Source organism: Hydrogenophaga soli, assembly GCF_054777695.1.
The window spans coordinates 419,502-439,885 of the sequence record NZ_BAAHAK010000002.1 but is presented as its reverse complement, the minus strand read 5'-3'; the positions used below and the strand labels follow the sequence as shown (position 1 = coordinate 439,885).

The window sequence follows — 20,384 nt, the reverse complement described above, 5'->3', positions numbered from 1 at the left end:
TGCCATGAAAGCGCCCCAACCTTTTGTGTCCAAGCGCCGCCCGGAAGCCCCCCGGCTGCCGCAGGCGTCCCGCGCCGCCCACACCCTGCGCACGCCGGGCTGGGGCTGGGGGGTGGTGCCGGCCTGCGTGGGGGCCTTGTGTGCCGCCGTGGTGCACGCCCCGGCCGCGTGGCTGGCCGACCCCGTGACCCGGTTGACCCAGGGCCGATTGGTGTTGAGCCACGCCCAAGGCACGGTGTGGCGCGGGCAGGCCTGGCTCACCCTCACCGGCGGGGCCGACAGCACCGACCGCGTGACCCTGCCCACCCCGCTGTCGTGGCACCTGTCGCTGCAAGGGCGTGGCCTGGGCGTCAGCCTGGACACCGCCTGCTGTGTGGCCACCCCGGTGCAGTTGCACTGGACCCCCGGCTGGTCCCAGCAGACGCTGGCCATTGCCCCCCACCGCAGCCAATGGCCTGCCGGTTTGCTGGTGGGCCTGGGCACGCCCTGGAACACCTTGCAATTGCAGGCCCAGCTGGCCTTCCAGACCCCGGGCATGCAATGGGTGCTCAAGGGCAACGCCCCGGCACAAGGCAGCGGCAGCGCCACGCTGGACGTGGTGGACGCCAGCAGCCGCCTGTCCACCGTGCGCCCATTGGGCAGCTACCGCCTCCAGCTGGGCTGGCCCAGCGGTGGGAGCGACGGCACGGCCACCAGCCCCACGCTGAACCTGAGCACGCTGCAAGGCAGCCTGCTGCTCAGCGGCGAGGGCCAGTGGGTGGCCGGACGCCTGCGTTTTTCGGGCGAGGCCCAGGCGGCCAGCGAGCGCGGAGACGCCCTCAACAACCTCATGAACCTTCTGGGGCGGCGGGTCAATGGCCGCACCCTGATCAAGATCGGATGAACGACATGCAGACACCGTGGCACACCGCAGCACAGCCGGGTCCTCACCTGGCTCGCAATGCTATTGTTTCAGTAGCTGCTTACGCTTTCATTGCAAGCGCTACAGGCACTTTTTGCTTGAATTCCTGGGCACAAAACGCCGCGCCCGCCCCCATTCAACCCGCCTCCGCCGCATCCAGCACCGCGAACTGGAAGGCCGGTGAGCCGGTGGTGCTGAACTTTGCCAACGCCGACATCGAGGCCGTGGCCCGCGCCATGGCCACCCTCACCAAACGCAACGTGGTGGTGGACCCGCGGGTCAAGGGCCAGATCAACCTGACCACCGAGCGTGCCGTGTCCCCCGCGGCGGCGCTGAACCAGTTTGCCGCCGCCCTGCGCCTGCAAGGCTTTGCCCTGGTGGAAGCCGGGGGCTTGTACAAGGTGCTGCCCGAAGCCGACGCCAAGCTGATGGCCGGTGGCGTGAACGACGGCCCGCTGACCAACCTGCCCGGCTCCGCCGTGGGCGGCAACACCATGGTCACGCAGATTTTTTCGCTGCGCCACGAAAGTGCCAACAACCTGGTGCCGGTGCTGCGCCCGCTGATCGGCCCCAACCAGACCATCAACGTCAACCCCGGCACCAACGCGCTGGTCATCACCGACTACGCCGAAAACCTGCAACGGGTGGGCCGCATCATTGCGGCGCTGGACATTGCCAACGCCACCGACGTGGAGGTGATTCCCCTGCAACACGCCGTGGCCAGCGACATGGCCGTGCTGGTGCAGCGCCTGACCGAAGGCGGCGCCAACGGCGGGCCGGCCACCCAGGGGCAGGCCGACACCTCGTACAAGACCACCATCCTGGCCGAGCCGCGCAGCAACGCGCTGCTGGTGCGCACCGCCAACCCGTCACGCCTGGCGCTGGTGCGCGCCCTGGTGGAAAAACTCGACCGCCCCACGTCCGACAAGGCCAGCGGCACCATCCATGTGGTGCACCTGAAGAATGCCGACGCCACCCAGCTGGCCACCACGCTGCGGGCGGCCATGGCGGCCGACGGCTCGGGCGCAGGCGGAGCGGCAGGCACGGGGGGCAACGCCACCGCCCCACGCACCCCCCCCACCGCCAGCCCCCTGGGCACCACGCCCTCCGGCACCAGCAGCACCGCACTGGGCTCCACGGGCGGCTCGCTGGCCACCAGTGCCCCCAGCACGGGCGGGCAGATCCAGGCCGATGCGGCCACCAACTCGCTCATCATCACCGCGCCGGAACCGGTGTTCCGCCAGATGCGGGCCGTGATCGACATGCTGGACACCCGCCGCGCCCAGGTGTATGTGGAGAGCCTGATCGCCGAGGTCAACGCCGAGCGGGCCGCCGAGTTCGGCATTCAGTGGCAAGGCCCCTTGGGCAAGTCGGGCGACAACGTCATCGGCCTGCTGGGCACCAACTTCGGCACCGGGGGCAAGAACATCATCAACCTCGCCACCGGGGCGGCCAGCGGCACCACCCTGCCCGCCACGGGCATCAACTTCGGGCTGGCCCAGCAAAAGGGCGGGGTGTATGTGCTGGGCTTTCTGGCCCGGGCGCTGGAGGCCAACGGCGACGGCAACGTGCTCTCCACCCCCAACCTGCTGACGCTGGACAACGAGGAGGCCAAGATCGTCATCGGCCAGAACGTGCCCTTTGTCACCGGCCAGTTCACCAACACCGGGGCCACCACGGCCACGGTCAACCCGTTCCAGACCATCGAACGCAAGGACGTGGGCCTGACGCTGAAGGTCAAGCCCCAGATCAGCGAGAACGGCACCGTCAAGCTGAGCATCTACCAGGAGGTGTCCAGCATCGACGCTTCCACCAAGGCCAACACCAACGGCCCCACCACCAACAAGCGCTCCATCGAGTCGCAGGTGCTGGTGGAGGACGGCCAGATCGTGGTGCTGGGCGGGCTGCTGCAAGACGAATACGCGGGCAACGTGGACCAGGTACCCGGCCTGGGCAGCGTGCCCATCATCGGCAACCTGTTCAAAAGCCAGAGCCGCAGCCGCAAGAAGACCAACCTCATGGTGTTCCTGCGGCCCGTGGTGGTGCGCGACGCGCAGCAGACCGGCTCGCTGGCGCAAGACCGGTACGACGTGATGCGCACCATCCAGCAGCAGGCCCAGCCCAGCCAGAACAGCCTGCTGGGCATCAACGAAGCGCCGGTGCTGCCACAGCGCATGGACAACAGCTTGCGCCCGGCGGTGGATGCGCCCGCCACGCCCCCGGCTGCACCCGCCGCGGCCACCCCCGCCCAATGAGGACCGCACGGTGAGGTACCCGCTTCCCTACGCCTTTGCCCGCGAACACCTGCTGCTGCTGGAGCAGGACGGCCCCGACCTGACCCTGCACTGGGCCGGGCCCGACAGCGCCGCCACCGAAGCCGACGAGGCCCAGGCCATGCGGCGCCTGTCGGCCTTTGGCGAGGCCATGCGCCAGCACCGCCCGCAGCGCGTGCAAAGCCACCCGGCAGCCGACCTGGCCCAGCGCATCAGCGCCGCCTACGCCGCCCAGACCGGTGGGGGCAGCGCCGCCGCCGTGGTGAGCGAGGTGCAGAGCGACGCCGACCTCAGCCGCATGATGCAGGAGCTGCCCGCGGTGGAAGACCTGCTGGAAGCCGCGGACGACGCACCCATCATCCGCATGCTCAATGCCCTGCTGTCGCAAGCCGCCCGCGACGGGGCCAGCGACATCCACATCGAGCCCTACGAGCGCCATTCCGCCGTGCGCTTCCGGGTGGACGGCACGCTGCGCGACATCGTCCAGCCCAACCGGGCGCTGCACGCCGCGCTCATCAGCCGCCTGAAGATCATGGCCGAGCTGGACATCTCGGAAAAGCGCCTGCCGCAAGATGGCCGCATCAGCCTGCGCCTGGGCACCCGCGCCATCGACGTGCGGGTGAGCACCCTGCCCAGCGCCCATGGCGAACGCGCCGTGCTGCGCCTGTTGGACAAGACCGAAAGCAAACTCACGCTGGAAGCCGTGGGCATGCAGGGCGACACGCTGACGCGGTTCGAAAAACTCATTGCCCAGCCGCACGGCATCATCCTGGTCACCGGGCCCACCGGCTCCGGCAAGACCACCACGCTGTACTCGGCCCTGCAAAAGCTGGACGCCAGCACCAGCAACATCATGACGGTGGAAGACCCCATCGAGTACGAGCTGGCCGGAGTGGGGCAGACCCAGGTCAACGCCAAGATCGACCTGACCTTTGCCAAGGCCCTGCGCGCCATCCTCCGGCAAGACCCGGACGTGATCATGATTGGCGAAATCCGCGACTTCGAAACCGCGCAGATCGCCGTGCAGGCCTCGCTCACCGGCCACCTGGTGCTGGCCACGCTGCACACCAACGACTCGGCCAGCGCCGTCACACGGCTGACCGACATGGGCATTGAACCCTTCCTGCTCAGCTCCAGCCTGCTGGGCGTGCTGGCGCAGCGACTGGTGCGCAAACTCTGCCCGCATTGCCGCCGCCTGGAGGGTGACGGCTTGAGCGCCGGGCCGTCCCAAGCACCCGTTTGGCACCCGGTGGGTTGCGAGCACTGCGGCCACACCGGCTACGCCGGGCGCACCGGCGTGTTCGAGCTGCTCACGGTGGACGACACCCTGCGCGCCCTCATCCACAGCCGCGCCCCCGAGGCCGACCTGCTGGCCGCTGCCCAGGCCAACGGCCTGGCGCTGATGCGCGCCGACGGCGAGCGCCTGGTGGCCGAAGGCATCACCAGCCGCGAAGAGCTGCTGCGCGTCACGCGAGACTGAGCCCCGCCACGCCATGCCCGCCTACACCTTCGAAGCCCTCACCGCCAGCGGCCAGACCGAAAAAGGCCTGCTGGAGGCCGACACCGCCCGGGCCGCCCGCAGCCTGCTGCGCAGCCGTGGGCTGGTGCCGCTGGTGGTGGAGCCAGCCGTGGCCGCCGACAGCGCCAGCGGCTCGGGCCTGAACCGCACGCTGTGGCGCAGCCGCGCCTTCAACGCCGCGCAACTGGCGGTGTGGACGCGGCAGATGGCCGGGCTGGTCACTTCCGGCCTGCCGCTGGAGCGTGCACTCGGTGCCCTGGCCGACGAGGCCGAGGTGGACACCCAGCGCCACCTGTTGGCCGAGCTGCGCTCCGAGGTGAACGCCGGCTCCACCTTTGCCCGTGCGCTGGCGGCCCACCCGCGGGAGTTTTCCACCGTGTACACCGCCGTGGTGGCCGCGGGTGAACAAAGCGGTGCCCTGGGCACCGTGCTGGAGCGCCTGGCCGACGACCTGGAGGCGCGTGAAGCCCTCAAGGCCAAGCTTCTGGGTGCATCGCTGTACCCGGCCATCGTGAGCGTGGTAGCACTGGTCATCGTGCTCTTCCTCATGACCTATGTGGTGCCGCAGGTGGCCTCGGTGTTTGCCAGCAGCAAACGGGCCCTGCCCATCCTGACGGTGGTGATGCTGGGCCTGAGCAGCGCCATCCGCCAGTGGGGCTGGCTGGGCCTGTTGCTGGCCGTGATCACCGGCACCGGGGTGGTGCTGGCGCGGCGGCAGGACGGCCCGCGCCAGGCCATGGACGCCGCCTGGCTGCGCCTGCCCTTGGTGGGCAAGCTGGCCCGGGGCTACAACGCCGCCCGTTTTGCCGCCACCTTGGCCATGCTGGCCGGGGCGGGCGTGCCCATCCTCAAGGCCTTGCAGACCGCCGCCGAAACCCTGCACAACCGCGCCATGCGGGCCGATGCACTCGAAGCCCTGGTGCTGGTGCGCGAGGGCTCGCCCCTGGCCTCGGCCCTGGCCGGGCAGAAGCGTTTTCCGGGCCTGCTGACCCTGTTCGCCCGCCTGGGCGAACAGACCGGCCAGTTGCCCGCCATGCTGCAACGCGCCGCCACCCAGCTGGGCAACGAGGTGCAGCGCCGCGCCCTGCAAATGGCCACCATCCTGGAGCCGTTGCTGATTGTGGTGATGGGGGCCGTGGTGATGTTGATCGTGCTGGCGGTGCTGATGCCCATCATCCAGCTCAACCAGCTGGTGCGCTGAGCCATGTCCACATTGCTGCTGGTGGACGACCACGCCCTGTTCCGGGCCGCCCTGACGTCGGTGCTGGAGCACCTGGCCCCGGACCTGAACGTGGCGCACGCCCCCGACCTTCAGGCCGCGTTCCAGCATTGCCAGGACATGGGGCCGCCCGACCTGGTGCTGCTGGACCTGGGCCTGCCCGACGCCCAAGGGACCGAGGCCGTGAAGACCTGCCTGAACCGCCTGCCCGACGTGCCGGTGGTGATGCTCTCGGCCACCACCGATTCGGAACTGGTGCAACGCGGCCTGGCGGCGGGAGCCAAGGCCTTCATCCACAAATCGGACGAACCGCAACGCATGCTGGCCGCCCTGAGCCCCTGGCTGCCCGACGTGGCGCAGCCCCCCAGCCCCCGCCAGATGGAGGTGCTGAACTGCCTGTGCCGTGGCCTGACCACCAGCAAGGCCATCGCCCGCGAGCTGGGTTTGAGTGAGTACACGGTGCGCCAGCACCTGGCCGAGGTGTTCCGCAAGCTGGGCGTGCACAACCGGGCACAGGCCATGGTGGCCGCTCAGAGCTGGCTGGCACTGACAGGCGGGGCGCCGCCGCGCGAGGCTTCAATGCCCCTGGACGACGACCCCCAGGGCTGAAAGCACGTCGGCAATTCCCGCCGGTTTGAACAGCACCGGCCAGCCCAGCGAGGGAATGTCGGCCATGAACCCGGGCGAGGTGTTCCCCGTGACGATGACCGCCCGGATGGGCGCCCCCCGCAACTCGGCAATGCGGTTGAGCAACTCCGCACCGGAAACCGGTCCGGCCAGTTGCTGATCAACCACAAACGCGTCAAACCGCAGCAGCCACGCGTGGGCCAGGGCCTCGCCCACGTTGTGGCACACCACCGCGTTCAGCCCCTGGGCCTCCAGCGAGGCCTGCAGGGCCTCGGCCACAAACACATCGTCATCCACCACCAGCACCCAGCGATTGCGGTTGTCGACCACCGATGGCAGGGTGGACAACGGGGCCGACGCGGGCAAGGGTTGCACCGCGGGCGCGGGGGCCAGAGCGCCCCCCAGGTCGTCGCGGATGACGCGCCGGGGCGGCAGCCAGACCTCGAACACCGAGCCTGTCCCCATCACCGAGCGGCAAGACACCCGCAGCCCCAGCACCTCGCAGGTGCGCTGCACGATGGACAGCCCCAGCCCCAGGCCCTGCTCCCGGTCGCGCTGCGGGTTGTGGACTTGAAAAAACTCGTCGAACACCCGGCGGAGGTCGTCGGCGGCAATGCCCTGGCCGGTGTCCCACACCTGGCACAGCAAGCCCCCGTCTTTCGGGCGAATGGCCACCAACACGCCCCCCTGGTGGGTGTACTTCAGGGCGTTGGCCACCAAGTTGTTGAGCACACTCATCCACAGGCGCGGATCGATGTGCAGGGTCAGCGGGTGCTCGGGGTACCAGATGCGCAGCGACAGCCCCTTTTGCACCGCAATGGGGGCAAAGGCTTCGTGCAGCTCGGCCATCATGTCTTCGATGCGCAGCCATTCGTCGCGCGTCTTGACGGTGCCCGACTCCAGTTGCGACAGGTCCAGCAGCGCATCGAGCAGCTTGCGCAAGGACATCGACGCGCCTTCGACCGACTGCAAATACGCCTTGACGCGCACCGGGTCGTCCACCCGACGTGCGGCGTCGAACAGCAGGCGCATGGCATGCAAGGGCTGGCGCAGGTCGTGGCTGGCGGCGGTGAAGAAGCGGGTGCGGGCGCGCTCGCGCTCTTTCAGGTTGTCCAGCGCCTGGCCCAGGGATCGGTTGACCTGGTTCAACTCCCGGGTGCGGGCCTCCACGTCTTGCGCCAACTGGCGGGCGTGTCCGCGCAAGGTGTCCAGCAAGCGGTTCTGGGCCTCGTCGGCCCGTTCACGCGACAGGCGCAGGGCCCGCAAGGTCCGGTCGGCCAAGCCCCAGAAAAACACCACCGGAAGCCACAGGGTGCGAAACAGGTCGAAGGCCGACCCCATGGCCCACTCGGTGGGAATGGCATGGCGCAAGCCCACCGCCTGCAGGGCATACACCCCCCAATAGACCGCAATGGGTGCCAGGCCCACCAGCAGGATGGCGCAAGCCCGTTCGCCCCGCCGCCAACCCCGCGCATTGCCCCACACGGCCACGACAAAGTGCAAGGGCAGCCACACAAAAACCAGCGCATCGGCCCAGGCGGGTCGAACCAGCTGAAACACCGCCAACGCAGCAAACCCTGTGGCCACCACGCTCCCCGCCCGGGCCAGCAAGGGGCTGTGCGACCCAAAGCGCCCGTAGCGCACATAGAACCAGGCCGACAAGGCCGACACCACGTACTGCCAAAGCGCAGGGTTCAGCCAGCACCAGACGCCGTCGTCGAACACGAAGCCCAGCCCCGACTTGGCGAAATGGGTCAGCGCCTGGAACGTGGCATACGCGGCAAAAATGCTGTAGTCCAGGTCACGCAGCGCGAACTGGAAAAACACCGCCACCAACGCGGTGGTCAACAAAAACCAGACCGCCGCGGTGTTGATGTGGTCCACCTGCTGCTCGTGGCGCAGGTGGGACTCTTCCGTCACCCAGGCCATGCGCACGCGGGAGTCGGTGCCAGGAATGTCCAGGGTACCCTCCACCGGAGTCAGGCGTGCATACAGGCGAGCGGGTGCATGCCAGCCGCCCGAAAAGGTCGCCTGCCGCCCCGTCACCCAGGCGTTGGCGCTGGGCCCCAGGCGCACGGCACGCCCCAGGGCATGGCCCTGCCCGTGCAGCAGGTCGATGTCCACACGGGCCACATGCAAGTCGAAAAACGACAGCGACTGCCCGTCATGCGACGGCAGCACCGGCACCCGCACCCAGCAGGCCTGTGAGCGCGAGGGCAGGTGCACGCCCCCGTCCGTCACCGCCTGCCACCCCTCGGTCTGGGCCCAGGGGTCGGCACGCAACTGCTCGGTGGGGCCGCAGTGGTAGGCCATGCCGTCAACGTCCGCAGCCCAGGCGCCCCCCACCCCCAGCAAACACAGACACCAACAGCACCAGACAGCAAGGATTCGAGCCATGGAACACCCAAGAAAACGACGGGTGTATTCTTGCCGCAAACACCCCCACTCCTTCACCATGGCAGCATCCCTCGACGGCAAGCTGGTGGTGGCCATTTCATCCAGGGCCTTGTTCGACTTCGAAGAAGAGAACAACCTGTTTGAAGCCACCGACGACCAGGCCTACATGCAATTGCAACTCCAGCGTCTGGAGGTGCCCGCCCGCCCGGGGGTGGCCTTTTCGCTGATCAAGAAACTGCTGGACTTCAACCACAGCGGCGCCGAGGCCGGGCGCGAGCAGGTCGAGGTGGTGGTGCTGTCACGCAACGACCCGGTCAGCGGCATGCGGGTGTTCCGCTCGGCGCGGCACTACGGTCTGCCCATCGAGCGCGGGGCCTTCACCCGCGGGGCCCCGCCGTGGCGTTACCTCAAGCCCTTGCGGGCCAACCTGTTCCTCAGCGCCCACCTGAGCGACGTGCGGGCGGCCCTGGACGCCGGTGTGCCCGCGGCACGGGTGGTGCCGCTGGCGGCCCGGGCCAGCGATGCCCACCCCCACGAGGTGCGCATTGCCTTTGACGGCGATGCGGTGCTGTTTTCAGACGAAGCCGAACAGGTGTTCCAGAACCAGGGGCTGGACGCGTTTCACCGGCACGAAGCCGACCTGGCCGAGCAGCCGCTGGCCGACGGCCCGTTCAAACCCTTCCTGATGGCCTTGCAGCGCCTGCAGCAGACACCCCACACCCACATGCGGGTGCGCACCGCGCTGGTGACCGCCCGCAGCGCACCGGCCCACGAGCGGGCCATTCGCACGCTGATGAACTGGCGCATCAACGTGGACGAAGCGTTGTTCCTGGGCGGGCTGGACAAGGGCGAATTCCTGCGGGAATTCGAGCCCGATTTCTTTTTTGACGACCAGACCGGCCACGTCCAATCGGCCGGTCTGCACGTGCCCGCGGGCCACGTGGCCAGCGGGATCAAGAACACTTGAGGTGAATGACGCTCAGGGAATGGGCGTGGGCCGCAGCACCGCGGTGACCGACACCCCGCCATTGCCCTGCTGACCTTCCACGTTGCGGCCCCAGCCCATCAGCAGGCCATCGGTGCGGATGGCGTAGGTGGCAAATTTGCCAGCAGACAGCTTGCTCCAGTTGGTGGCCGTGCCCACCTGGGTGGGTGCTTTGCGGTTGCTGAGCGAGCCGTCGCCCAACTGTCCGTCGCCATTCTGGCCCCAGGCCCACAGGGTGCCGTTCTGGCGGATGGCGGCGCTGTGCCCCTCGCCTGCCGAGGCGGAGGCCCAGTCCTTGTCCGTGCCCACCGATTGCGGGGCGTTGGCAGCAGTCACACCCGTCTGCGTACCCAACTGGTCGTACAGGTTGCTACCCCAGGCGTACAGGGCACCGTCGGTGCGGATGGCCACCACATGGGCCGCCCCGGCACTCACCGACGACCACACATGCCCGCCCGTGACCTGCACCGGCACCAGCGAGTTGGTCGACGTGCCGGCCCCCAATTGCCCGTTGAAGTTGCTGCCCCAGGCCCACAGGTCGCCGTTGGACAACAGGCCCAGGGAGAAATCGGCCCCTGCCGCCACCGCCTTCCAGACGACGGTGGAACCGGCCGAGGTGCCGTAGGACGTGGGCACGGCAATCTGCACCAGCTCGGGATCGGCGTTGTCGCTGGTGGCGTTGTTGCCCAGTTGCCCGCTGGCGTTGCGGCCCCAGGCCCACAAGGTGCCGTCTTTCTTGACCGCCAGGGTGTGGTAGCTGCCGGCGGCCACGTCCACCCAGTCCTTGCCCTTGCCCACCTGGGTGGGCTCCAGCAGGTTGGCAAACTTGGTGGAACCCAGTTGGCCGTTGGTGTTGTAGCCCCAGGCCCACAGCGTGCCGTCGGTGCGCATGGCCACCGTGTGGAACTCACCCGCCACCACCTTGGACCAGGTCTTGGCAGTGCCCACGGTGGTGGGGGAGAGTTGATCGGTCTGGGTGCCCAGGCCCAACTGGCCCCAACGGTTCAGGCCCCAGCTTTTCAGGGTGCCATCGGTCTTGACCGCCAGCGCGTGAGACCCACCGCCGCCCACCGCCTGGTAGGGCGTGCTCACCACCACCTGGGCGGTGGCCGACAACGTGCCGTTGGTGGCGGTGAGGGTTTCCGTCCCGGCGGCCACCGCCGTGGCCACCCCGGTGGCCGCCCCCACCGTGGCTGCGGCCCCAGACGCTGCCGACCAGGTGATGCCCGAGGTGAGCGTGGCCGTGGTGCCGTTGGAGTAAGTGCCCACCACCGCAAAGGTCTGGGTGCCGCCGGGCACCAGGGTGACAGACGACGGGGTCACCGCCATGGAAGTCAGCGTCACCGCGGGCGGGGTGGGTGTTGGCGTGGGGGTGGGGGTGGTGTCCTTGTCACGTCCACCGCCGCAGGCCACCAGGCCCAGCGACAGCATCGACGCAAGCAGGGCGCGGCGCGAAGCACTCAAAGTCATGTTGTTCCCTCGAATCGAGATGATGGCGGCTTGAGTGTAGGCTTGGAACTGTCGGCCCAAACGCACAACAAAGCGGGTTTGCACCCCCTATTCCATGGCAACTCCTTCCGCGTCTACTCCCGGTCTCGGCACCCCTTCCGGCACATCTTCCGCCGCCGAGGCCATGCCCCCTTCCCCACCCCCACACAGCCCCCGCCTGCGCGACACCGTGCGCCATGTGTGGGCGCTGGCCGCGCCCTACTTTTCGTCGGACGACCGCTGGCGGGCCCGGGGCCTGCTGGCCGCCATCGTGGCGCTCAACCTGGCCGCGGTGTACATGCTGGTGCAGTTGAACGACTGGAACCGCCTGTTCTACGACGCCTTGCAAAACAAGGACCAGCCCGCCTTCTGGCGAGAACTCGGGCGCTTTGGCTGGCTGGCGGCGGGTTACATCGTCATTGCCGTCTACAAGTTCTACTTGACCCAGCTGCTGGAACTGCGCTGGCGCAACTGGATGACGCAACACCTGCTGGACCGCTGGCTGGCCCACGGGGCCTTCCACCGCATGGAACTGCTGCGTTTTGCCCACGGTGAGCAACGCCCCGCCGACAACCCCGACCAGCGCATTGCCGAAGACCTCAACCTGTTCACCGGGCACACCATGGCGCTGAGCATGGGCCTGCTCAACGCCGGGGTCACCCTGGTGAGTTTTGTGGGCATCCTGTGGGGGCTGTCTGGGGCGTTTTCGTTCGACTGGGGTGGCCAGACCGTCACCATCCCGGGCTTCATGGTGTGGGTGGCCTTGCTGTACTGCCTGGCGGGCAGCGTCATCAGCCACTGGGTGGGACGCCCGCTGTCGGGCCTGAACTTCGAGCAGCAACGCAGGGAAGCCAACTTCCGCCACCACCTGCTGCGGGTGCGGGAGTACAGCGAATCCATCGCGCTGGACCGCGGCGAAACCGTGGAACGCCAGCACCTGGGCCAACGTTTTGCCCGCGTGCTGGACAACGCCACCGCCCTCATCCACGCCCAAAAGCGCCTGACCTGGTTCACCAGCGGCTTTGGGCAGGCCGCCGTGGTCTTTCCCTTCATCGTGGCGGCACCGCGGTTCTTCAGCGGGGCCATTCAGCTGGGCGAGCTGATGCAGATCGCCTCGGCGTTTGGCCGGGTGCAGGACAGCCTGTCGTGGTTCGTGGACAACTACAGCACCCTGGCCACCTGGAAGGCCACCAGCGACCGGCTGGCGCAATTTCAACAGCAATTGTTGGACCCAGCGCTTTCAGAACAAGCGCAAGACGCTATCGTTTTCGAAAAACCCACCACCCCAGACACCTGGCAGGTCAACGACCTGACACTGAGGCTGCCCGGGGGGCAAACGCTGGGCACGCCCCACCAATGGACGCTGCACGCGGGCGACCGGGTGTGGGTGCAAGGCCCGTCGGGCAGCGGCAAGTCCACCTTCTTCCGGGCGCTGGGCGGCATCTGGCCCTGGGGCCATGGGCAGGTGACCCCGCCCGCCGACCACCCGCAACGCACCCTGTTCCTGCCCCAGCGCCCCTACCTGCCCCACGGCCCGCTGCGCGACGCGCTGGCCTACCCCGCCCCCGCCGACACCTACAGCGACGCCCAGCTCCGCCAGGCCCTCACCGACGCCCTGCTGCCCCACTGGGCGGACCGGCTGGACGAGGAAGCCGCCTGGGTTCAAACCCTGTCGGGCGGCGAACAACAGCGCCTGGCGGTGGCGCGCGCCTTGCTCAAGCGCCCGCGCTGGCTGTTTGTGGACGAGGCCACCAGTGCACTGGACACCGACGCTGAGCGCACGGTGTACGAGCGCCTGGACACCATGGTTCGGGCTGAGAACGGCGCGCTGGTGTCCATTGCGCACCGGGACGGGGTGGCGGGGTTTCACCGCCAGACCTTGGGGGTGACGGCGGGGCGGGGCTGAGGTCTCGCCCTTTTCTCGCGCTTCAGGGGCGGTTGCGGTCCTCGTGGCTTGCGGGGAACGTCCTCGCGGCGGGGTGGAGCGGGTGGGCTGTGGGGTGGGTGCCTCGCCGGGAGTCCGCTTTGCGGACTGCGCTGCGGTGCTCGACCGTGGGGCGGTGTCGCGGAACTCACTCCGTTTTGCCCTTGGCAAAACTCCGTTCAAACAGCCGCGACAAGTCAGAGGTGGAAGGTGCGCTGGTGCGCACCCGCCCCACGGTCTGTGCGCCTCGCCCCCGGCGAAGGCAACCACCCCACAGCCCACCCGCCCCACCCCGCTGAGGTGCTGCTGGTTCACCACCGGAGGCGAAGCCGGGGCCTGAGCTTGCGCCGCACATCACTATGCTTTTGGTAGCTGCTTGCGCTTATATAAAAAGCGCCAGAGGCACTTTTTGCTTGATATGTCCCACACAACCCACGGGTGGCCGCAGGCGGTGGGGGCGCGGGGCGCTGGGCCCTTGGGTGGGGGGTGCATGCGCAGCCGAGAAGCGCAGCCAGGGGGCCGCAGCGGGCGCAGCCCGCTTCCACCTCTGACTTGCGGCGGCTGTTTGAGCGGAGTTTTGCCTTCAGGCAAAACGCAGCGAGTTCCGCCGCACCGGCCCCCTGGCGAGCATCGCAGGGAACCCCGCAGGGGCCAGCATCCACCCCCCACCCAAGGGCCCAGCGCCCCGCGCCCCCACCGCCTGCGGCCGCCCGAACCCAAAAGCTCAGCGCCCCTCAACCCACCGCGCAAACCCCTTGGCACGCAAATCACAAGCCGGGCAGCTGCCACAGCCGTAACCCCAGGCGTGCCGATGCACCCGGTCGCCTTGGTAGCAGGTGTGGGTGTGTTCCACGATCAGGTCCACCAGCTGCTGCCCGCCGCCAGGCTGAGCGCGTTCGCCCAGGTCGTGCGCCAGCTGCCAGGTGGCGGCCTTGTCGATCCACATCAGCGGGGTGTCGATCAGGTAACGCTTGTCCATGCCCAGCGACAGCGCCAGCTGCATGGCCTTCATGGTGTCGTCGCGGCAATCGGGGTAGCCGGAAAAGTCGGTTTCGCACACGCCGGTGACGATCACCTGCAGCTCGCGCCGGTAGGCCAGGGCTGCGGCCAGGGTCAGGAACAGCAGGTTGCGCCCGGGCACAAAGGTGTTGGGCAGGCCGGTGCTTTCCATCTGGAAGGCCATGTCGCGGGTGAGCGAGGTTTCGCTCACCTGGCCCAGCACGGCCAGGTCCAGCACATGGTCGTCGCCCAGCTTGTCGGCCCAGGCGGGGAACTGGGTGCGCAATTCGGCCAGCACGCGCAGGCGGGCGTCCATTTCCACAAGGTGGCGCTGGCCGTAGTCGAAACCGATGGTTTCCACCCGCTGGAAGCGGCTGAGGGCGTGGGCCAGGCAGGTGGTGGAATCCTGCCCGCCCGAGAACAGAACGAGGGCGGTGGTGTGCATGATGGGGCGGGAGGATACCCGGCTCAGTGGCCAAGTTCGCGCCGTTTGACGAATTGCTGGTCCGACGGCTCACGTGCCGTGGCCAGCAGGTGGATGACGGCGCGGTTGGCCTCGTCCAGCCCGAAGCCGGTGCGGGCGCACACGTCGGCCAGTTCATGGATGCGGTGGGGCGCAGCCAGCGTGCGCGCCAGCTCCAGGTAGGCCACGTAGGGGCCGTCGCCACGCACCAGCGAGGCAAAGATGCGCCCGGGCAGGGGCAGCTGGTTGAGCATTTCGGCCAGCGGCTCCTTGGTCAGCAGGTCCAGCTGGGCAAACACGCCGGTGAGGTGGATTTCGGAGGCCACCAGGTCGTCGGCCTGGGCGTCCAGCAGCAGGCGCATGAGGCGGGCCCGCATGTGCATGGCGTGGCGCAAGGGGTGCAGCGACCGGTCGGTGCTGGCCCCGGCCTGGGAGGCTTGCAACCAGCTGCGCAGCTTGTCGTAGCCCAGCATCATGAGGGCGTGGCGGATGGTGCCCACCTCGTGCGTCAGGCCGAACGCAGCCGAATTGACCATGCGCAGCAGCCGATAGACGATGACCGGGTCTTGCGCCACCACGGCCACCAGGGTCTGGATGGGCACTTCGGCGTCCACGGCCTGCATGATCTGCCCGATGACGCGCTGGTCCATGCCAATGGCCTTGTGCGGCTGGGACAGCAGCAGCTCGTCGTCCGGCCAACCCACCACGCCCCAGACCTGCTTGCGGTCCAGGCAGTGGTCGGCCAGGGCCCGGTTGGACACCCCCACGTACAAGTGCCCGGGCAGGATGGGGCTGGCAATGCGCTGCACATGGGCCGGGATGGAGAACTCCCCCCCTTGCGAGGCCGATTGCAGGGCCTGGATGGCGTCGTCCAGCGACAGCTCCAGCACGGCCCGCAGGCCGGGAAACTTCTGGCCATAGGGCTCGAAGGCGGACAACTCCCCGCGCCACAACAGCTGGTGGCCGAAGCGGCGGGCCGCCATGATCAGCGCCAGCGTGGAGGGCTGCCGCCACAGGGGTTCGGGCACTTCCAGCCAGGTGTTGCGCACCGGGGCCTGCTTGAGCAGTTTGATGAGCAGCATGGGCTCATCGGTGGACAGCAGCAGGGGTGGGGCGTCGGGGGGAAAGCCGTCAATCAGCGCCGTGAGCAGCGCCACGATGTCCACCACCCCCGGGCGCAGCGCGTGGATGGTGAGGCGGGAGGCGCAGATGCGTCGGGTCTTGTCCCAGACGGGCTCGTAGGCAAAGGCGATGTCGTCAAGCGGCGAGTGCAGCATGCACCGACGTTACCGCAAATAGTCGAACATCGACAGTTTCTGTACCTGGGCGTAGGACTGCAGGGCCGCCTGGTAGGCCGTGGTGTTGCTCTGAAAGTCCGTCACGGCCTTGACCATGTCCACATCCACCAGCTCGGAGTTCTCTTTCTGGTAGGCCACGGTGCGGTCGGTGAAGTTGGACTCCATGGCATCGGCCCGGGTGAGCCAGTCGCCCAGCTGCCCGCGGACGGACAGCATCTGGTCCTGGCGCAGCGCCAACTGGTTGTGCACCACGTCCAGCTCTTGCGACAGGTCGTGCCCGGACTCGCCTTGCTCCAGCGCGCCAATGGCCCGGTCCATGGTTTCCCAGATGTCGCGGTCCACCGCGGGCGTGACGCTGAACGAGGCCGGGGTGTTCAGGTCGGCGAGCTCATCGGCATGCAGCGACACCTCCATGCCGTCGAAGTTCAGCACCACGTCCTGCCCCACGGTGGTCACCTGGGCGGGCAACAGGTTGTACGGTGCTGGCGCCGCCGGGGGCAAGGGTGCGTTGGTGCGGTTGGTCTGGGTGACGGTCCAAGTGGCGGGCGTGCCCGGTGTGTAGGTGATGGCGTACTTGCCCTGGGTGCCGCCCAGCGCGTCGGCCGTGGTGTCGAACACGTCGGGGTTGGGGGTGGTGACCTTGACCGACACGGCCTGGATGACCCCCGCGGTGGTGTCGGCGATGGCGGCGGGATCGCCCTTGACGCCTTTGAACACGCTGTAGCCGTCCACCCCCTGCGGCAGCGAGGTTTCGGTGGCCGCCTGCTGGCCCCGGGTGGCATCCCACTGCACGGCCCTGCCGTCGGGGCCATAGGTGGTCTGGTTGACCGCGGGGCTGCTGAGCTGCTCCACAAACGGGTTGCCCAGCGGGTTCAACGGGCCCATGCCCGCAAACAGCGGCTGGCCCGCCGTGTCCTTCTGGTTGGCCAGGCTCAGCAGGTGCTCGCGCACACCCTTCATTTCTTCGGCGATGGAGCGCTTGTCACTGGCGTTGAGCGTGGCATTGCCCGCCTTGACCACCAGCTCCTTGAAGTGGTCGTACAGGTCGGACACCGTGCCCAGCGTGCTTTCGGCCTGCGCCAGCGAACGCCGGGACGCCTCCAGCGAGCGCAAATCCGACTCGGTGCGGGCCAGGCGGTTGAGCGTGCGTTCGGACAGCGTGGCCGCCACCGCATCGTCGCTGGCTTGCTGGACGCGCTTGCCCGAACTCAGCTGGGCCTGGGACTTGCCCAGCTCCGACTGGCGCTGCTGGATGTTGAACAGCGCCCGGTCGTAGGTGTTGGCGGTGGAGACTCGGTAGATGGTCATGGCTCACTCCATTCAGAGTGTGGGTCAGCGGAAGGCCGAGATCAAGGTGTCGAACAGGCTTTGCACCGTGTTCATGTATTTGGCCGACGCCTGGTACGCCTGCTGGAACTGGATGAGCAGGGCGGCCTCCTCGTCCAGGTTGACGCCGGCAATGTTGGCGCGTTGGGTTTCGGCCTTGGCGGCCTGACCCGCCGAAAACTCGGCGGCAAACTTGGTTTCGTTGACGGTGGAAGCCACGGTGGAAAACGCCGCCACATAGGTGTCGGACAAGGCCACCGTGCCGTCCAGCACCTTGTGGTCGCGCACACCCAGCATGGCGGTGGCGTTGCCGCCGTTGAAACGTGCCGCAGTGGGGGTGGTGAGCCCAATGGCGAATTGGTCGCCGTTCTTGGGCTCGCCCCGCAAGTTCAGTTGGTAGGTGAACTTGTTGGCCGGGCTGCCCCCATCGTCGTAGGACCACACCAGTGGTTGGCCCGGCGTGTACGTGAGCGTGGTGGGGGCCTGGATGTTGGCCGGCACCGGGGCCACGATGCCAAACTGCCCCGTGCCCGCGTTGTATTGGATGTTGAAGGTGGGCACCGGTGCGGGCAGGTTGCCCTGCTGCACCGACAACCCCACCGATTGGATGGCCGTGCTGCCCGTGTTGGTGGACGCGGGTGACAGGCCGATGGCGCTGGCCACCGCCAGCTCGCTGGGCGCGCTCAAGGCCACCGCCAGGGTGCGCGCGGCGTCGCGGGTGGGGCTGAAACGGTAGGTTTCGCCCACCGTGGCGGCGGCGGTGGGCCGCAGCGAAATGCCGTCGAACTGCAACTGCGGGTCGCTGGGCGGGGTGAGCGTGGAGAAGTCGATGGTGGTCGGCGCGGTCTCGAAGGCGCTGGTGGCCGGGTTGTAGTACTTGCCGTCAGACAAGCGCTGCACCGTGGCCAGGCTGGCCGCGCTGTACTGCACCACGTAGTCGTCGGCTTGCAGGCCGGTGGATTGAAAGTCCAGCGAAAACCGCGAGGGTGCCGAGGGAGTGACCGGCACGGAGAACGAAAACAGTGCGCCGCCCACGGTGCCATCGGGCTTGAGGCCGCTCTTGTGCTGGTTGTTGACCTCGATGGCCGTGGCCAACGCCATCTGGCCCAGGGCTTCCTTGGCCTGGTTGAGGTCGGTGTTGACGAAGTCGATCAGGCCCTTGATTTCGCCGCCGCCCAGCAGCTCGGGGCTGATGTCGGTCTTGCTGCCTTCCATCACGAAGTTGAGCTGAAGGCGGTTTTCGGTGTCCAGCGGGTGGGGGTCCACGCTCATGCCATTGGCGCGGTTGCCGATCACCAGCGGTTGGCTGCTGGCCACGAACACGGTCAGGCTGCCGTCGTCCGCGGCCACGGTGGTGGTTTTCACCAGCTTGTTGAGGTCGGCCAGCAGCTTGTCACGCTGGTCCAGCAGGTCGTTGGGTGGCAGGCCCGACGAGAACACGCGGGAAATCTTGTCGTTCAGCTCGGCCAGCTGCGTGGCCATCTGGTTGATGGACTTGACCGTTTCCGTGGCCTGCAGCCGGGCGGTCTGCCCCACTTCGTCCAGGCGGGTGTAGGTGTCACGAACGCGGGCGGCAAACTGGTCGGCCGACGCAATGGCCACCTGCCGTGCGGTGGAGTCGGTGGGGGACGATTGCACGTCGGTCCAGGCATTGAGGGCCTTGTTCAACAAGGTGCCCAGGCTGCCGTCGCCCAAGGGGAACAGGCTTTCCACCTGCTGCATCTTCTGGTAGCGCACCGCGTCCGACGAGGCCACGGTTTGGGTGGCATTGGCCTGGCGGGCCAGAAACGCGTCATACGAGCGCTTGACCGCCAGAATCTCCACGCCCTTGCCGTAATACCCGGCACCGGCCTGCTGCCCTTCCACCGCGCTGAGGCTGACCGACTGGCGCGAATAGCCCACCGTGTTGGCGTTGGCAATGTTGTGCCCGATGACGTTCAGAACCGCCTGGTTGGTGTTCAGCGCCCGGGCGCCGATGTTGAGGCCTGCACTCATGCTGTGTTCTCCCCGTCAACCCTGCTGGGCCGGGCTCATGCGGCTGGCCATCAAGGCCCGCTGCAGGTGCAAGGTGGTGTTGATGGCCTTGCTCAGTTTGTTGGCGTACTGGGGGTCGGTGGCGTAGCCAGCCTTTTGCAGCTGGGTGGCAAACGCGTGGGCCGACCCCAGGTTCTGCATGGCCCCCTGGTAGCGGGTGTTGTTGCCCACCAGGTTGGCATAGTCGCGAAAGGCGTCTTCGTACGAGTCGTAGGCGCGGAACTTGGCCTTGACCTTGCGGGCCTCGCCGTTGACGTATTCGGTGGTGGTGACCTCGGCCACCTTGCCCTTCCAGCCGGCGTTGGCCTTGATGCCGAACAGGTTGAACGAGGTGCTGCCGTCGGCGTGGCGGATTTCACTGCGGCCCCAGCCGGTTTCGTGCCCGGCCTGCCCCAGCATGAAGCTGGCGGGAATGCCCACCTCGGCCGCCACCTGGTTGGCTGCGGCGGTGTGCTTGGCCACAAAGTGGGCCTGGGCATCGGTGACCTTGGCTGGCACTTGGCTGACGTCAATGCGCGGTGTGGCCACCGCACCGGCCTGGCGCTGGTAGGCCGACAGCCCACGGGCGGCAGCCCCGTTGACCGCCCCCGGCACGGCCCCGGCGGCGCCGTTGGGGTCCATCTGGCGGGACAGCTGGCGCTCGATGGCCTCGCTCAGCCCACCGGGCAAGCCGGTCATCTGGGTGGCCATCTGCTGGTCCAGCAAATCGGTGGCCAGGTTCTCGCCTTGGTCTCCGTCCATCAGGCCCGACTTGGCGGTGGCCTGGCGCATGCTCTTGATGAGTTCGCGCATGAACAGCGACTCGAACTGCTTGGCGGCCTCCTTCACGGCGCCTTTGCTGTCCTTGCCGGCCTGGAACTTGAGGGCGTTGAGCGAGTTGCCGTCGGCCGCCAGGCCCTGCGTGCCCAGGGGGTTGATTGAGGCGCTCATG

Annotated in this window: 14 protein-coding genes; 7 read left to right on the top strand and 7 right to left on the bottom strand. The window is 68.1% G+C overall.

Going from position 1 to position 20,384, the window contains the following annotated elements; translation table 11 throughout:
- The first annotated feature begins 4 nt into the window (after nt 1-4).
- From gspN to ACYVB7_RS05125, 5 genes are read left to right on the top strand one after another with little or no spacing between them, the layout of a single operon-like run.
- Nucleotides 5-883: a type II secretion system protein N gene (gene gspN, locus ACYVB7_RS05145; RefSeq protein WP_460505524.1), complete on the top strand. Its 879-nt coding sequence runs from the start codon at nt 5-7 to the stop codon at nt 881-883.
- A 5-nt stretch (nt 884-888) separates the two neighbouring features.
- The gene (gspD, locus tag ACYVB7_RS05140) at nt 889-3,156 is read left to right on the top strand and encodes a type II secretion system secretin GspD (RefSeq protein ID WP_460505710.1); all 2,268 of its coding nucleotides are present in this window, start codon (nt 889-891) and stop codon (nt 3,154-3,156) included.
- 10 nt (nt 3,157-3,166) lie between these two features.
- A complete protein-coding gene (gspE, locus tag ACYVB7_RS05135) occupies nt 3,167-4,654 on the top strand; it encodes a GspE/PulE family protein (RefSeq protein ID WP_460505523.1) in 1,488 nt (495 codons plus the stop codon).
- Nucleotides 4,655-4,667: 13 nt separating this feature from the next.
- Nucleotides 4,668-5,894 (top strand): type II secretion system F family protein, encoded by a 1,227-nt coding sequence (gene gspF, locus ACYVB7_RS05130; RefSeq protein WP_460505522.1) that lies wholly within the window; start codon nt 4,668-4,670, stop codon nt 5,892-5,894.
- A 3-nt stretch (nt 5,895-5,897) separates the two neighbouring features.
- Nucleotides 5,898-6,521 carry a response regulator transcription factor gene (locus ACYVB7_RS05125; RefSeq protein WP_460505521.1) on the top strand — a complete coding sequence of 208 codons (624 nt, stop codon included), beginning with the start codon at nt 5,898-5,900 and terminating at the stop codon, nt 6,519-6,521.
- Here the strand turns inward: ACYVB7_RS05125 and ACYVB7_RS05120 are convergent.
- Nucleotides 6,489-8,852, bottom strand: a complete 2,364-nt coding sequence (locus tag ACYVB7_RS05120) for an ATP-binding protein (RefSeq protein WP_460505520.1) — start codon at nt 8,850-8,852, stop codon at nt 6,489-6,491. The genes ACYVB7_RS05125 and ACYVB7_RS05120 overlap by 33 nt on opposite strands.
- 142 nt (nt 8,853-8,994) lie before the next feature.
- Here ACYVB7_RS05120 and ACYVB7_RS05115 point away from each other — a divergent pair, with 142 nt between their 5' ends.
- A complete protein-coding gene (locus ACYVB7_RS05115) occupies nt 8,995-9,903 on the top strand; it encodes a 5'-nucleotidase (protein ID WP_460505518.1) in 909 nt (302 codons plus the stop codon).
- A gap of 12 nt (nt 9,904-9,915) precedes the next feature.
- Here ACYVB7_RS05115 and ACYVB7_RS05110 read toward each other — a convergent pair whose 3' ends face one another.
- Nucleotides 9,916-11,391 (bottom strand): RCC1 domain-containing protein, encoded by a 1,476-nt coding sequence (locus ACYVB7_RS05110; protein WP_460505517.1) that lies wholly within the window; start codon nt 11,389-11,391, stop codon nt 9,916-9,918.
- A gap of 94 nt (nt 11,392-11,485) precedes the next feature.
- Here ACYVB7_RS05110 and ACYVB7_RS05105 point away from each other — a divergent pair, with 94 nt between their 5' ends.
- The gene (locus ACYVB7_RS05105; RefSeq protein ID WP_460505516.1) at nt 11,486-13,315 is read left to right on the top strand and encodes an ABC transporter ATP-binding protein/permease; all 1,830 of its coding nucleotides are present in this window, start codon (nt 11,486-11,488) and stop codon (nt 13,313-13,315) included.
- A gap of 742 nt (nt 13,316-14,057) precedes the next feature.
- Here ACYVB7_RS05105 and queC read toward each other — a convergent pair.
- From queC to flgJ, 5 genes are read right to left on the bottom strand one after another with little or no spacing between them, the layout of a single operon-like run.
- Nucleotides 14,058-14,777 (bottom strand): 7-cyano-7-deazaguanine synthase, encoded by a 720-nt coding sequence (gene queC / locus ACYVB7_RS05100; protein ID WP_460505514.1) that lies wholly within the window; start codon nt 14,775-14,777, stop codon nt 14,058-14,060.
- 23 nt (nt 14,778-14,800) lie between these two features.
- Nucleotides 14,801-16,072: a YuxH family protein gene (locus tag ACYVB7_RS05095; protein WP_460505513.1), complete on the bottom strand. Its 1,272-nt coding sequence runs from the start codon at nt 16,070-16,072 to the stop codon at nt 14,801-14,803.
- A gap of 9 nt (nt 16,073-16,081) precedes the next feature.
- The gene (gene flgL, locus ACYVB7_RS05090; RefSeq protein ID WP_460505511.1) at nt 16,082-17,401 is read right to left on the bottom strand and encodes a flagellar hook-associated protein FlgL; all 1,320 of its coding nucleotides are present in this window, start codon (nt 17,399-17,401) and stop codon (nt 16,082-16,084) included.
- Nucleotides 17,402-17,425: 24 nt separating this feature from the next.
- On the bottom strand, nt 17,426-19,414 hold the full coding sequence (gene flgK, locus ACYVB7_RS05085) for a flagellar hook-associated protein FlgK (protein WP_460505510.1): 1,989 nt from the start codon (nt 19,412-19,414) through the stop codon (nt 17,426-17,428).
- 15 nt (nt 19,415-19,429) lie between these two features.
- Nucleotides 19,430-20,383, bottom strand: coding sequence for a flagellar assembly peptidoglycan hydrolase FlgJ (gene flgJ, locus ACYVB7_RS05080; protein WP_460505509.1), 954 nt, complete (start codon nt 20,381-20,383; stop codon nt 19,430-19,432).
- Nucleotide 20,384 lies beyond the last annotated feature (1 nt).

Bases quoted from the DNA above. Each gene is read 5' to 3' on its own strand.
- gspN (WP_460505524.1), top strand. From the start codon at position 5: ATGAAAGCGCCCCAACCTTTTGTGTCCAAGCGCCGCCCGGAAGCCCCC.
- gspD (WP_460505710.1), top strand. From the start codon at position 889: ATGCAGACACCGTGGCACACCGCAGCACAGCCGGGTCCTCACCTGGCT.
- gspF (WP_460505522.1), top strand. From the start codon at position 4,668: ATGCCCGCCTACACCTTCGAAGCCCTCACCGCCAGCGGCCAGACCGAA.
- ACYVB7_RS05125 (WP_460505521.1), top strand. From the start codon at position 5,898: ATGTCCACATTGCTGCTGGTGGACGACCACGCCCTGTTCCGGGCCGCC.
- ACYVB7_RS05120 (WP_460505520.1), bottom strand. From the start codon at position 8,852: ATGGCCTACCACTGCGGCCCCACCGAGCAGTTGCGTGCCGACCCCTGG.
- ACYVB7_RS05115 (WP_460505518.1), top strand. From the start codon at position 8,995: ATGGCAGCATCCCTCGACGGCAAGCTGGTGGTGGCCATTTCATCCAGG.
- ACYVB7_RS05110 (WP_460505517.1), bottom strand. From the start codon at position 11,391: ATGACTTTGAGTGCTTCGCGCCGCGCCCTGCTTGCGTCGATGCTGTCG.
- ACYVB7_RS05105 (WP_460505516.1), top strand. From the start codon at position 11,486: ATGGCAACTCCTTCCGCGTCTACTCCCGGTCTCGGCACCCCTTCCGGC.
- queC (WP_460505514.1), bottom strand. From the start codon at position 14,777: ATGCACACCACCGCCCTCGTTCTGTTCTCGGGCGGGCAGGATTCCACC.
- ACYVB7_RS05095 (WP_460505513.1), bottom strand. From the start codon at position 16,072: ATGCTGCACTCGCCGCTTGACGACATCGCCTTTGCCTACGAGCCCGTC.
- flgL (WP_460505511.1), bottom strand. From the start codon at position 17,401: ATGACCATCTACCGAGTCTCCACCGCCAACACCTACGACCGGGCGCTG.
- flgK (WP_460505510.1), bottom strand. From the start codon at position 19,414: ATGAGTGCAGGCCTCAACATCGGCGCCCGGGCGCTGAACACCAACCAG.
- flgJ (WP_460505509.1), bottom strand. From the start codon at position 20,383: ATGAGCGCCTCAATCAACCCCCTGGGCACGCAGGGCCTGGCGGCCGAC.